We start from the raw sequence: 13,265 nt of genomic DNA on the forward strand, positions 1-13,265 counted from the left end.
TCAAACTTCCAGCGTGCGCGCGATGGGCAGGGCCCGGATACGCGATGCGCCGGCATCAGCAATCGCATTGCAAAGGGCAGGGGCAATAACGGGCGTGGACGCCTCGCCCACAGGGCCTGGATGCTGGCCGCCCGGGATCAGCGCCACATCAATAGGCGGGACATCGGCAAGTAGCGGCATACGGTAGTCGCCAAAGTTCTTTGCCAAGGGACGACCATCGGCAAAATGAACCTCACCCCACAGCGCAGCTTGCAGGCCAAATACAATGCCGCCCGAAATCTGCCCCTCGGTGCTGACTGGATCAATCACCAGCCCGCAATCAAGGGCACTCGCAATCCGATCAATCTTAAGCGTCTTGCCCGTGACGGTGACTTCGACCGCGATGGCACAGAAGCTGTTGTCGGCATAACTAAAGGCGATTCCGCGCCCTTTCCCCTTACCGGTGCCAGGCTTGCGTGGCTGCCAACCGATCATCGCAGCGGCCTTTTCGAGTACAGCACGGATTCTCGGCTGATTTTCGAGCATCGCCAGACGAAAGGCGAGTTGGTCCTGTCCGGCGGCAAAGGCCATTTCATCGATAAAGGATTCCGCAAAGAATGCGTTTTGCGACATTGTGACCGAGCGCCAGAAACCCACCGGAACCGCCAGATCGGTCTTGTGGTATTCAATCAGCTTTTGCGGAACGGCATAAGCTCCATAAATGAGCTGCGCCGCCGCATTGGCATCAGCCAAGCCTTCAAAACCGGGGAAAGGCGCCTTCTTGTGATAGGCCGCAATTGATTCGCCCGAAATCCGGCTATGGATAGCAGTCGGACGGCCAGCAGTATCTAGCGTAGCGACCGAACGCACCGCAAACGCAGGTCTGAACTGGTCCATCGCAAAGTCCTGTTCGCGGGTCCAAATCGTCTTGACCATGCGGCCAGGTGCTGCCTGCGCTGCCTGAATGGCAATGACAACAAAGTCAGTGCCCCATTTGCGACCGAAGCCGCCTCCAAGGAAGGTAACTTCGACGCGCACCTTTTCCAGCGGCAGACCAGTGAGCTTTGCCCCCACTTCGCGGCTAAGCGCAGGGTCTTGCAAGGGGCCACGAATCAGCAGGCCGTCGCCATCCAACCGGGCAGCGCAGCAGATCGGCTCCATCGTGGCATGGGCAAGGTGTGGAACTTCATAAGCCGCCTCAACCCGGTGCGGTGTGGCAGCCAGGGCTGCAATGACTTTTGCCTTGTCGGCCCGTTCCAGCTTGGGTGGGAAAGTGGTGAATTCGATATTGGGGAACGGCGCTGGTACCACCGCATCGAAGGCCGCCTGCATTCCGGCACGCAAGTTTTCATCCGAAAGACCGGCAAGCGGGCTGGCGGTTACGGCGAGCGAGACAATTTGCGCCGCCTTTTGTGCACGCCAGAAGCGGTCAGCAAGAATGGCAACGCCGCCTTTAACCGGTACGGTGGCGACTACGCCGGGGAGCTTTGCCGCATCTTCCAACCCTTTGACCGTGAAAGCGGCTTCGGGATGCGGGGCGAGTACCAGCGCGGCGATGATCATATCGGGTTCGGCAACGTCAATCCCGAACGTCGCTGTGCCGGTGACCTTGGCGTAGAGATCCTTGCGCGGACTTTTAGCGCCAATCAGCGCAAATTGCGCCGCATCTTTTAACGCGGGATTGGCCGGGACAGGCAGCTTTGCTGCATCCGCCGCAATGTCCGCAAAGGATAGCGGCCTTGGTCCGCCAAAGATCTGGCCTGAACGTACAGACAGTCCTTCCACCGCAACCCCTAGCCGGGTTGCGGCGGCCTGTATCAACATTGCGCGTGCACCTGCGCCCAGTTTGCGCAGGGACATGAAATAGCCGCTCACGGTCATCGAATTGGCAGTAATCTGGCGGCGGGCGGCGGGGTTGGAAAATGCCGGATCGGCCCATGGCAAGAGCACGGCAATCCTAGCGAAATCGCAATCGAGTTCTTCTGCCACGATTCGGGCAAGCGCTTCCTGTGTCCCCTGCCCCATTTCTGACGATGGCACGACGAGCGTGACCATACCCTCGGGTCCGATAGACAACATCGGGCCAAAGCTGGCGGGGCTATCGTTGGTGGCAGCAAGAAGTGCGGAGGATCGGCCCAGCAGCAACCCGCCCGCACCGATTCCAAGCGCCACAAGCACGCCGCGGCGGCTCAGGTTTACAAGATTTTCGGATTCGCTCATTTGCGGCGGGTACCCGAAAGATCACGCGCCACCCGGAAACCGAATATCCATGTGACCAGATTTTCCGGATCACGGCCGCGCCAGGATACGCGGTTGCGGAAGGGCGCGCTCATCCAGCTACCCCCACGCACGGCACGACGGGGACATTCGCCTGCAACTTCATAAGCCGTGCCATCGGTTGGTGCAGCCGCAGGGTAGGGTGCAAAATAGCAATCCTGCGTCCATTCCCAGACATTACCGGTCATGTCGAACAGGCCAAAGGCATTAGCGGCATAGCTACCGACCGGTGCGGCGCCGGCATGGCCATCGCTGCATTGGGCAAAGGGCACTTCCGGGGCGCCGTTGACCGCTGAAAAGACAGGAATAGCGCCACCATTTGCGCCGTCCTTGTCATAGACATTTGCATGGGCGCAGCCTGTGTCGATCGACTGCCCCCAGTAGTATTCACCAGGCTTTCCGGCCCGGCCGGCGTATTCCCATTCGGCTTCGGTTGGCAGGCGATAGAACTGGCCGGTCTTTTTCGAAAGCCACGCAGTATAAGCGGTAGCATCCCGCCATGACACACAAACCACTGGCTTTGTGGCCGAACCTTCGCCCGCCCCGGCACCGGGGTGGAGGTAATCTGCGGAGGGTACAACGTCTACCTTGCCGCCCACCAGCGAACGGCAACCCTTTGACGGGACATGGCCGGTATCGGCGATGAACCGCGAGTACTGGGCGTTCGTCACTTCAAAGACCCCAAGAGCGAATGGTCGCTTGATCGCGACCTTGCGTATCGGGCCTTCGGGGCGGCCGTCTTCACCGGCCTCGGCACCCATTGCAAATGTGCCTGCTGGAATCACGATCATGTCGGGGCAATCGGCACCGCAATCGTTGAAACGCGTTCCCGGAGCAATGACCTTGGCAGGCCTTGCCAAAGCCGCGCTTGTCGAAAGCACAAGCATGAATGCAATAGCGGACAATCCCTTGGTGGTCATTTTGCAGGTGTTCCCGTCAGTTTTCCTTCGCCAGCCATCCATGCGTGGAACTGTTCAATCCACAGCTCGGCAGTGTTGCCCTGCGGCTTCATGCCAAAGCCGTGGCCCCCGGTGGCATAGATATGCAATTCGGGCCGGTAATCCGCTTCATACATTGTCTGATAAAAGCGGCGAAACCCTTCGCCAGCAGCAATATCGTTTTGCGCCATAGCCATGAACAATGGGGGCAGACGACCCGGTGCAGGCGTTGGCGCAGGGCGCAGCCATGGTTCAGCAGGCGTACCTGCGGGCCAGGGCAGGTTGGCTTGCGGTATCGGCGGCAATTCGTTGACGAATGGCATTCCGTAAATCAGCCCGGCAAAATCGGGGCGATCTTTGGCATCGGCCTCAAGTACCATCATGCCGGCAACATGGCCGCCAGCAGAAAAGCCGAGGACGCCCACGCGGTGCGGATCAATGCCGTATCCGGTGGCACGGGCGCGGATGTTCTTCAGCGTCTGTGTGCCATCGGCAGCGGCAGGCTCACCCTTGACTCCATCATTGAAGCGGGGGTCGGCATTGATACGGCTGCGCATGGCTTCGACGCCCTCGCCCGGAAGGCGCGCGACGGTGCGATACCGCAAAACGAAGGCGGCAATGCCACGATTGGCCAGCCATCGTGCTACAGCACGACCTTCCTTTTCAATCGAAAGGAAGCGGAAACCCCCACCGGGCGCAATGATGACCGCCGCGCCGTTACCTTTGCCCGGGGCGGGGAGATACGGTTGATAAGTGGGCACGGAGACGTTCCAGAGCTGTTCGCCCCACGGATCGCCAGGTGTGATAGCAGTATGTTCCTCCACGGGTTCGCGAGGGGTGCCAGGCCATGCGGGATCAAGCGGCGGGGTGCCGGGCCAGACGTTGACGGGGGCAAGTTCACGTGTCGCAGACGCGATCGCGGGCGTTTGCGCCTGCGATCGCGTAGCCAACAAGGCAAAAGCCAGAAGCGCAGGTGCAAGGCGCTTCATGCGCCCACCAGCGTGATGTTGATGTCCGCCAAACCTTCGCGCAACGCCTTCGCTTTGGTATATTCGGGGGAGTTGTAAAAGGCCAATGCTGCCTGGCGGGTGGGCCATTCGGATACTACCACCGATGCACCTTCTGCGCCCTCACCTTCGAGCACCGTGGCACCGGGCGCGCGGATCACATAGCGACCGCCGTGCTGTTCCAGTATTTGCGCCGCTTGTTGTGAATAACCGCAGGCCATAAAGGCATCACGGTCCTTGAGCGTTGCGGTGACGACAAGCCATGCGGCCATTGGGTAACTCCTGCCCGAAAATGCTTCAGCGCAGTCGACACCCGCCGCAGGGGGCCGAACAGGTCTGTCCTCGGGTTATCCGCAGAGCGGATGAAGCGCCACGGCTTGTCCAGCACTTTTCGCAACGCATTGAAATTACAGCGTGCCTAGCGCCAGATCCTGCAAAGCACCCTGAAACCGGAAGGGGGTGCTAATATCGCCCCCCTTGTCGTTGAATTCGCTGCAACGTGCGCATCAAACGCAGGCGCAAACCGTCTTCCATTCAAGGTAATTGTCCATCGCTTGACGCCCGCTATCGCGGCCCCAGCCCGATTGCTTGACCCCGCCAATCGCCAGCGATGCATCGTACATCGCATGACTGTTGACCCACACTGTTCCAGCACGAATATCGGATATCATCCGGTGCGCGGTTGAAAGGCTTTCGGTCCACACGCTGGCGGCAAGGCCATATTCGCTGGAGTTGGCCGCAGCGACCACTTCTTCGGCATCATCGAATGCCTGCACCACCAGCACCGGGCCGAACACTTCCTCGCGCACGATCTCCATGTCGGGCTTTACATCCACCACCACGGTTGGCGCAATAAACGTGCCCGCATCGCCAAACCGCTCACCGCCGGTCAGCATCGTTGCGCCGTCTGTCTTGGCGCGGTTCAAAAAGCCCTCCACCCGTTCGGCATGGCGGGCAGAGACCACTGGCCCCATCTGCGTATCAGGCGCAAGGCCATGCCCAAGCTTCAGGCCTTTGGCATAAGCCGCCACGCCTTCGACCACTTCATCATGCACACTGCGATGCACATAAAGCCGCGATCCGGCGATGCACACTTGCCCGCCGTTGAAGAAGATCGCGTTGGCAACGCCCGGAACGGTGATGCCCATATCGGCATCGGGAAACACGATGGAGGGCGATTTTCCGCCCAGTTCCAGCGTCACCCGCTTGAAATTGGTCTTGGCCGCATCCAGCACCGCGCGGCCCGTGGCAGTCGATCCGGTGAATGCGATCTTGTCCACCTGCGGATGCGCGGCCAGCACGGCACCTGTTTGCCCGCCAAGCCCCGTCACCACATTGAGCACGCCCGCAGGCAAACCTGCCTCGGCCATCAGTTCAGCCAGACGCAGCGCGGAAAGCGAGGTATCTTCGGCAGGCTTCAATACCACCGTACACCCTGCCGCCATCGCCGGGGCCAGCTTCATCGCGGTCAGCACCAGCGGCGAATTCCACGGCACGATGGCCGCCACCACGCCCACCGGCTCGCGCACGGTCCACGTCCGCATCTGGCGTCCGGCGGGCTGATAGTTAATCGAGCTTTCGAGCGTTTGCCCTTCAATCGCCATCGCTTGGCCCGCAAAAAAGCGGAACTGGTTCACCGCGCCCGGAATCTCGGCCCAGCGCCCTACGAACAGCGGCTTGCCCTGATCCAGCGTTTCCAGCTCGGCCAGATCATCGATATGCGCCTCGATCAGATCAGCAATCTTCCACAAGATGCGCGCGCGCTCCACCGGCATCGTCGCGCGCCAACCGGCCAAAGCCCCACGCGCCGCCGCCACGGCGGCATCAACATCACTCGCGCTGGCCGCTGCGATTCGCCCGGTTTCGATGCCGGTTGCAGGATCAAGCGTGGCAAAGTCTGCGCCGCCCTCGGCCTGCCCCCAAACCCCGCCAATAAACAAACCTTCGCCCTGCGCACGGCGGACAAGGAATTCGACGTTACCGGGGCGAAGCTTGATCGGATCGAAAGCCATGACTGCATTATGCTCCTGATGTTAGGGCCAGACTGCCCCCCTGCCCGCATCGGGACCAGAAGGGCATGCGTGAAAAGTCGCCAGCCGGATAACTCTGTCCCGAATCGTACAGCCACGCGCGCTGGCGCATAGCAATCAGGAATCAAACGACGCGGCGATTGTGCTGCATATTTTAGACAGACGCGGGGAAGACATGACCTACAGATTGGGTGTGGATGTTGGCGGCACGTTCACCGACCTTTTGCTCTTTAACCAGAGCACGGGCGGATTCTGGCGCAACAAGACGCCATCGACCCCGCACGACAGTTCGGAAGGTATCCTGAACGGGGTTACCGCGATCTGCGAAAGCGCAGGGATCAGCCCGTCGGACGTCGAATTCTTCCTCCACGGCACCACGGTTGCCACCAATGCCGTGCTTGAAGGCAAAGGCGCGCGCGTCGGCCTGATCACCACCGATGGCTACCGCCAGGTCCTGCAAATCGCGCGCAGCTTTGTGCCCGGCGGCCTTGCCGGATGGATCGTCTGGCCAAAGCCGGTGCCATTGGCCGCATTGGAAGATACCATCGAAGTGCGCGGGCGGATCGATGCGCAAGGGCGCGAAATCGCCCCGCTTGATGAAACGCAAGCCCGTCAGGCACTCACCACTTTGCGCGATAGCGGCATCGAAGCGCTCACCATCAGTCTGGTCAATGCCTACCTCAACGGCGCGCACGAACAACGCATCGCCGAACTGGCGGCAGAGCTCATGCCCGACATTCCGCTCTCGCTCAGCCACGCCGTCCTGCCCGAAATGCAGGAATACGAACGCACGCTGACGACCGTAGCAAACGCTGCGGTGCGCCCCGTCGTGGGCAAATATGTGCGCAACTTGCGCGACAGGCTGCGCGGCGCTGGCATGGCAGGATCGCTCTCGCTGCTCCGCTCCGACGGCGGCTTGATGTCCTCTGAAAAGTCCGAAGAGCATCCCGTATCGCTGCTGATGTCAGGCCCCGCAGGCGGCGTCACCGGCGCGATCTGGGTGGGCCGCAACGCCGGGATCAAGAACATCCTCACCTTGGACGTCGGCGGCACCTCGACCGACGTCGCCCTGATCGAAAACCTCGAGGCGCGCCGCCAGCGCACCACCGAAGTCGGCCACCTCTCGGTCCGCGCTTCGGCCTTGGACGTAAAGACGGTTGGCGCGGGCGGTGGCTCGATTGCCTATGTGCCCGAACTCACCGGCGCGCTGCGCGTGGGACCACAATCGGCAGGCGCCGTCCCCGGCCCTGTCGCCTATAGCAAGGGCGGCACCTTGCCCACCGTCACCGATGCCAATGTCGTGCTCGGCTATCTTCCCGAAAACCTTTTGGGCGGCAAATTCAAGCTCGACCGTGAAGCCGCAAAAGTGGCCGTGCAGACCATCGCCGATGCGCTCGGCATCGGCCTGATGGAAGCCGCGCGCGGAATCATCGATATCGTCAACGAAAATATGTTCGGCGCTTTGCGCATGATCTCGGTCCAGCAAGGTTACGACCCGCGCGATTTTGCGCTGATGGGCTTTGGCGGCGCTGGTCCGCTCCACGTCAATGCCGTCGCCCGCCTGATGGGTTCATGGCCCGCGATCTCGCCGGTCAGCCCCGGCGTGCTCTGCGCGTTGGGCGATGCCACCACCCGCATGCGCACCGAAACCGCGCGCTCGTTCAGCCGCCGCGTCGATGAAACCGATGAGGCCGAAGTTCTCGCCCTGCTCGATAGCATGGCCGCACAGACCCGCGCCGAATTGACCGCAGAGGGCATTGCCGAAGCCGACGTCACCAGCCTGTTCGAACTCGACATCCGCTATGAAGGCCAAGCCTTCGAAGTGCCGCTCTCGATCGATGCCGAAGTCTTGCGCCGCGATGGCCTCAACGGCGTCACCGCGCGCTTCGATGCGGAACACTTGCGCCTGTTCACCTTCAACATGGACAGCCCGCACGAACTGGTAAACCTGCGCGCCGTCGCCATGGGGCCAGCGCTCGATCTGCCTGCCCAAAAGCTGGAACAGGGCACAGGCGATCCCTCCGCCGCCAAAATCCGCGATCACGAATTGTGGGCCGATGGGGCGATGGTCCCGGCGGTGATCTATGACCGCGCCAGGCTGCGCGCCGGAGACGTGGTTCCCGGCCCCGCCATCGTGGTCGAAATGGATTCCACTACCCTTATCGAAGCCGGTTGCACCGGCACCGTCGACCCTGTCGGCAACATCCTGATCAATCTCGTTTGAGGAGGCAGGCCGATGCCCGCAACCATTATCCAAGCCAACGCCACCCCCTTCAACGCGGTCCCGGTAGACCCCGTCACGCTCGACATTATCGAAAACGCGCTGCGCAATGCGCGCATCGAAATGGACGCCACCCTCGTCCGCACCGCAATGTCTCCGGGCATCCGCGAACAGGGGGATGCCTTCCCGCTGATCGCCGATCACACCGGCAAGATGATTGTTGGCCAGTTCGGATCGTATATCGGCCCGTTCCTCGATGGTTTTGATGGCACGGTCGAAGACGGCGATCTGATCTTCCTGTCCGATCCCTATTCGGTGCAGGGTGCAATCAGCCACTCGAACGATTGGCTCGTCCTGCTGCCGGTGTTCAAGGATGGCCGCCTGATCGCCTATACCTCGATGTTCGGCCACCAGTCCGATATCGGCGGCATGGTCCCCGGCTCGATGCCGATCCACGCCACCAGCATCTTTCAGGAAGGCGTGCGCATCCCGCCGGTCAAGATCTGGAAGCAGGGTGTCTATAACGAAGACCTGATCAAGCTGGTCATGCACCAGACCCGTACCCCCGATTGGTGCAAGGCCGATCTCAACGCGCTGATCGCCTCGTGCCGCGTCGCCGCGCGCCGCGTGATCGAAATGGCGCACCGCTTTGGCGATGATGTGTTCACCTCGGCCACCACGCTTTTGCTTGAACGCAATCACCGCGCGATGAAGCAATTGATCGCCAGTTCGATCAGCGAAGAGCCGGTGACGTTCGAGGATTACATCTGCGACGATGGCATGGGCTATGGCCCCTACAAGATCAAATGCACGATGTGGCGCGAAAATGGCCGCGTAGTGCTCGATTTTGCGGGCACCGATCCGCAAAGCCGCGCCTCGATCAACATGCTGCTCAATGAAAACATGATGCGCATGTTCTTCGGCATTTACATGATCATGATCTTCGATCCGCAAATCCTGTTCAACGATGGCTATTACGATCTGATCGATATCCGCATCCCCGAAGGATCGCTGCTCAAGCCGAAATTCCCTGCCGCGCTGTCGGGCCGCACACATGTGCTGGGCCGCCTGTTCGATATCCTTGGCGGCTTGCTCGGCCAGAAGACGCCCGAATTCCTCAACGCCGCCGGGTTCTCCTCGTCGCCGCACTTGTTCTATGCGGGCACCGACAAGCAGGGCAAATGGTTCCAGCTCTTCCAGATCGGCTTTGGCGGTATTCCGGGCCGTCCGATGGGCGATGGCCCCGATGGCCACTCGCTGTTCCCCGGCTTCACCAATGTGCCCAACGAATTCCTGGAACGCTACTTCCCGCTGGTGATCGAACGCTATGAAACCGTTGCGGATTCGGGCGGCGCGGGCCTCCATCGCGGCGGCAATGGTATCGATATGGTCTATCGCTTCCTTGAACCCGGCACCATCGCGATCCACGATGACCGCTGGTTCGTGCCGCCTTGGGGCGTCAACGGCGGCCAGCCCGGCGCCCGCGCACGCAAGGTGCTGATCAAGGCCGATGGCACTGAGATCGTCGTCGGCAACAAGATCGAGGATTACCCGGTCGAACCCGGTGACCGCTTGCACTTCATCACGTGGGGCGGCGGTGGCTGGGGCGATCCGCTCGACCGCGACCCCGCATTGGTCGCGCTCGAAATCGCACAAGGCCTCGTCACCGCACAGGGCGCCTTGCGCTATGGCGTGGTGCTGGCGGGCAGCGCTGTGGACGAAGCCGCCACGCAAGCCCTACGCACGAAAATGCGCACCGAACGCGGTGCAATGGGCGTATTCAACTTCGGCCCCGATCTCGAAACCCTGCGCGCCAATTGCCTCGCCGAAACCGGCCTGCCCGCCCCCAAGCCGCCGCGCTGGGCCAACGCATAAGGACCAAAACAAGTGGCCAATCCCATCCTCCGCCAGAAGCTCGCTTCGGGCAAATTCTTCGTCATCCCCGGCATTCAGGACATGATCACGGCGGTCATCGCCAACAAAGTCGGCTTCGATATCGTCTATGGCACGGGCTATTGGCTCACCGCCTCGGCCTATGGTCTGCCCGATGCCGGGATCGCCACTTACACCGAAATGCGTGATCGCATGGCAACGCTGGTGCGCACCAGCAATGCCGCCGTCATCGCCGATGGCGATACCGGCTATGGCGGGCTGCTCAACGTCCACCACACCGTCAAGGGCTATGAGGCAGCAGGCATCACCGCGATCCAGATCGAGGATCAGGAATTCCCCAAGAAGTGCGGCCACACCCCGTTCAAGCGCCTGATCTCTACCGATGACATGGTCGAAAAGATCAAGGTCGCCATCGATGCGCGCACCTCTGACGATTTCGTGGTCATCGCCCGCACCGATGCGCGCGAAAGCGAAGGCCTTGATGGCGTGCTGCGCCGGATGGAGGCCTATTCCAAGGCAGGGGCCGATGTGCTCTTCCCCGAAGCGCTGCACAGCCATGACGAAATGGCCAAGGCCTGCGCCGTGCTCGATAAACCCTGCATGGCCAATATGTCGAACCACGGTAAAACCCCGGTCCCGCCTGCCGAGGTCCTCAGCGAAATCGGCTATGCCTATGCCATCTACCCCTCGCTCACCAGCCTTGCCGCCTGCGCCGCGATGGAAAAGGCGCTGCGCGATCTGAAGGATCACGGCATCGGTCAGCCCGATGGCCTGTTCGATTTCTCCGAGTTCTGTTCGCTCATCGGGTTTGAAGATGTGTGGGCATTCGAAAAGAAATGGGGCAAGGCGGGGGCATGACCACGCGCAAAATAGCCGCCGCCGTGCTGCATCAAAGCGGCAATAACCCCAGCCCTTACGCCGACAACAAACCGCTTTCGGTCATGTCACTCGACCTCGCCGATCCCCGGCCCGGCGAAGTTCTGGTGCGGATTGATGCCGCAGGCCTGTGCCATTCCGACCTTTCGGTGATCAACGGAGACCGCCCGCGCCCGATGCCGATGGCACTGGGCCATGAAGCGTCTGCTACCGTGCTCGCGCTCGGCGATAAGGGCGATGGCAGCCTGTCCGTGGGGGATCGCGCCGTGCTCGTGTTCCTGCCCTCGTGCGGCCACTGCGTTGCTTGCGCATCGGGCGAGGGATACCTCTGCGCCAATGCCGCCGCCGCCAATGGCAAGGGCGAATTGATGCACGGCAGCTCGCGTCTGTCTTGTGACGGCAACCCTGTCCACCACCACCTAGGCGTCTCTGCCTTCGCCACCCAAGCCGTGGTAGACCGCCGCTCGCTGGTCAAAATCGATAGCGATATTCCCCCTGAAACCGCCGCCCTGTTCGGCTGCGCGGTGCTCACCGGCGTTGGCGCGGTGATGAACACCGCTCAGGTCCGCCCCGGCGAATCGGTGCTGATCTATGGCCTTGGCGGCGTCGGCCTTGCCGCACTGATCGGTGCGCTCGCCGCAGGCGCGCAACCCGTCGTCGCGGTCGATCCGTCGCCCGAAAAGCGCGCGCTCGCATTGGAACTCGGCGCTGCCGCCGCCGTCGCTCCGGGTGAGGACACGGTGCTGTTCGGCACCGATGTCGTCATCGAAACCGTCGGCAAGGCCGCTGTCTTGGCCCAAGCCTATAAAGCCGCGCGGCGCGGTGGCCGCATCATCACCGTCGGTCTGCCTAACCCTGCCGAAATGCTTGAAATAAATGCGCTTTCACTGGTGGCCGAGGGCAAGACCCTGATCGGCAGCTATATGGGCTCGTCCATCCCCTCTCGCGATATCCCGCGCTACATCGCACTCTGGCGCGCAGGCCGTTTGCCGGTTGAAAAGCTGCTCACCTCGGTCAGTCCTCTCGAAGAAATCAACGAGCTGATGGACAAACTGGCGCAAGGCAAAGCGGTCCGGCAGGTGATTATTCCGGCTTGGTGACACAATCTCCGAATTCGGACAGATTTTATCCGACAGGCGGATAAACGCTTGAACAATTCGGTCAAATGCCATTCTCTTGTCACTCTGCGCCAACGGCACAGGGCTTCAGGAGACTCACATCATGGAAAAAGGCGTTCCAATCCGCTCGATCACGCGGTCCATCGCCGCGTTAAAGGCGATCAACCGCCACGGCTCGCTCTCGATGATGGAGATCGCCAAATCCGCCGAAGTACCCTACCCCACCGCCTGCCGCATCGTGCAAACGCTGCTGTATGAAGGCCTGATCGAACAAGAACCCGCGCGCAAACGCTATCGCCCCACCGCGCTGGTGCAAACGCTCGCCACCGGTTTCCAGCATGATGATGAACTGGTGCGCATTGCCCGTCCGCACATCGTCGCGCTCACCGCGCGCGTCGGTTGGCCCGTATCCATTGCCATCCGCGTGGGCCGCGAAATGATGCTGCGCGATAGCACGCACGCCAATTCCTCGCTCACCTTCGAACACTATTATCCCGGCTTCACCCTGCCGATCCTCGATAGCGCCTCGGGCAAAGTCTCGATGGCCTTCGCCGATGATGAAGAGCGCGAGATGATCCTACGCTTCATGCGCGTCTCGCAGGATATTGATCTCAATTACCTCGCCACCGCCGAAGTCAGCCTCGATGTCGCGCGCATCCGCGCCGAAGGCTATGCCATGCAGGGCCGGAACCACTTCAACCTGACGCCGGGCAAAACCTCGTCGATTGCGGTGCCCATCTTCAAGAACGGTCACTTCCAGGCCGCGATGACCATGGTCTTCTTCGTCGCCGCGATGAAGCTATCGGCTGCACTTGAAATGTATCTTGATGAGCTAAAGGCCACCGCCGCCGCGATCAGCCACGATCTGTCCAACACCCCCATGGGCAACGCGTAATCATCCTCCCTGTTTTGCCAAAGGCAAAACG

At 61.3% G+C, this 13,265-nt stretch carries 10 protein-coding genes; 5 read left to right on the forward strand and 5 right to left on the reverse strand.

The window, feature by feature from the left end; all coding sequences use genetic code 11:
- The 5 genes from IP81_RS14190 to IP81_RS14210 all read right to left on the reverse strand — a co-directional run bounded on the left by IP81_RS14190 (nt 1) and on the right by IP81_RS14210 (nt 6,213).
- A complete protein-coding gene (locus IP81_RS14190) occupies nt 1-2,199 on the reverse strand; it encodes a xanthine dehydrogenase family protein molybdopterin-binding subunit (protein ID WP_054108665.1) in 2,199 nt (732 codons plus the stop codon).
- Nucleotides 2,196-3,176: a formylglycine-generating enzyme family protein gene (locus IP81_RS14195; RefSeq protein ID WP_054108666.1), complete on the reverse strand. Its 981-nt coding sequence runs from the start codon at nt 3,174-3,176 to the stop codon at nt 2,196-2,198. The genes IP81_RS14190 and IP81_RS14195 overlap by 4 nt, the downstream gene beginning before the upstream one ends.
- Complete coding sequence (locus tag IP81_RS14200; protein ID WP_054108667.1) at nt 3,173-4,183, reverse strand: alpha/beta hydrolase; 1,011 nt, start codon at nt 4,181-4,183, stop codon at nt 3,173-3,175. Before IP81_RS14200 ends, IP81_RS14195 begins: the two co-directional genes overlap by 4 nt.
- Nucleotides 4,180-4,473, reverse strand: coding sequence for a DUF1330 domain-containing protein (locus tag IP81_RS14205; RefSeq protein ID WP_054108668.1), 294 nt, complete (start codon nt 4,471-4,473; stop codon nt 4,180-4,182). The genes IP81_RS14200 and IP81_RS14205 overlap by 4 nt, the downstream gene beginning before the upstream one ends.
- A gap of 234 nt (nt 4,474-4,707) precedes the next feature.
- A complete protein-coding gene (locus IP81_RS14210) occupies nt 4,708-6,213 on the reverse strand; it encodes an aldehyde dehydrogenase (protein WP_054108669.1) in 1,506 nt (501 codons plus the stop codon).
- Between the two features lie 193 nt (nt 6,214-6,406).
- Here IP81_RS14210 and IP81_RS14215 point away from each other — a divergent pair, with 193 nt between their 5' ends.
- The 5 genes from IP81_RS14215 to IP81_RS14235 all read left to right on the forward strand — a co-directional run bounded on the left by IP81_RS14215 (nt 6,407) and on the right by IP81_RS14235 (nt 13,234).
- Complete coding sequence (locus IP81_RS14215) at nt 6,407-8,455, forward strand: hydantoinase/oxoprolinase family protein (protein ID WP_054108670.1); 2,049 nt, start codon at nt 6,407-6,409, stop codon at nt 8,453-8,455.
- A 12-nt stretch (nt 8,456-8,467) separates the two neighbouring features.
- Nucleotides 8,468-10,327, forward strand: a complete 1,860-nt coding sequence (locus IP81_RS14220) for a hydantoinase B/oxoprolinase family protein (RefSeq protein ID WP_054108671.1) — start codon at nt 8,468-8,470, stop codon at nt 10,325-10,327.
- A gap of 12 nt (nt 10,328-10,339) precedes the next feature.
- Complete coding sequence (locus IP81_RS14225) at nt 10,340-11,203, forward strand: oxaloacetate decarboxylase (RefSeq protein WP_054108672.1); 864 nt, start codon at nt 10,340-10,342, stop codon at nt 11,201-11,203.
- Nucleotides 11,200-12,321, forward strand: coding sequence for a zinc-binding dehydrogenase (locus IP81_RS14230; protein ID WP_054108727.1), 1,122 nt, complete (start codon nt 11,200-11,202; stop codon nt 12,319-12,321). The genes IP81_RS14225 and IP81_RS14230 overlap by 4 nt, the downstream gene beginning before the upstream one ends.
- A gap of 121 nt (nt 12,322-12,442) precedes the next feature.
- A complete protein-coding gene (locus IP81_RS14235; protein WP_054108673.1) occupies nt 12,443-13,234 on the forward strand; it encodes an IclR family transcriptional regulator in 792 nt (263 codons plus the stop codon).
- Nucleotides 13,235-13,265 lie beyond the last annotated feature (31 nt).

It is taken from the genome of Novosphingobium sp. AAP83 (assembly GCF_001295795.1).
Taxonomy (GTDB): domain Bacteria; phylum Pseudomonadota; class Alphaproteobacteria; order Sphingomonadales; family Sphingomonadaceae; genus Novosphingobium.

Bases quoted from the DNA above. Each gene is read 5' to 3' on its own strand.
- IP81_RS14200 (WP_054108667.1), bottom strand. From the start codon at position 4,183: ATGAAGCGCCTTGCACCTGCGCTTCTGGCTTTTGCCTTGTTGGCTACG.
- IP81_RS14195 (WP_054108666.1), bottom strand. From the start codon at position 3,176: ATGACCACCAAGGGATTGTCCGCTATTGCATTCATGCTTGTGCTTTCG.
- IP81_RS14205 (WP_054108668.1), bottom strand. From the start codon at position 4,473: ATGGCCGCATGGCTTGTCGTCACCGCAACGCTCAAGGACCGTGATGCC.
- IP81_RS14190 (WP_054108665.1), bottom strand. From the start codon at position 2,199: ATGAGCGAATCCGAAAATCTTGTAAACCTGAGCCGCCGCGGCGTGCTT.
- IP81_RS14210 (WP_054108669.1), bottom strand. From the start codon at position 6,213: ATGGCTTTCGATCCGATCAAGCTTCGCCCCGGTAACGTCGAATTCCTT.
- IP81_RS14230 (WP_054108727.1), top strand. From the start codon at position 11,200: ATGACCACGCGCAAAATAGCCGCCGCCGTGCTGCATCAAAGCGGCAAT.
- IP81_RS14215 (WP_054108670.1), top strand. From the start codon at position 6,407: ATGACCTACAGATTGGGTGTGGATGTTGGCGGCACGTTCACCGACCTT.
- IP81_RS14235 (WP_054108673.1), top strand. From the start codon at position 12,443: ATGGAAAAAGGCGTTCCAATCCGCTCGATCACGCGGTCCATCGCCGCG.
- IP81_RS14220 (WP_054108671.1), top strand. From the start codon at position 8,468: ATGCCCGCAACCATTATCCAAGCCAACGCCACCCCCTTCAACGCGGTC.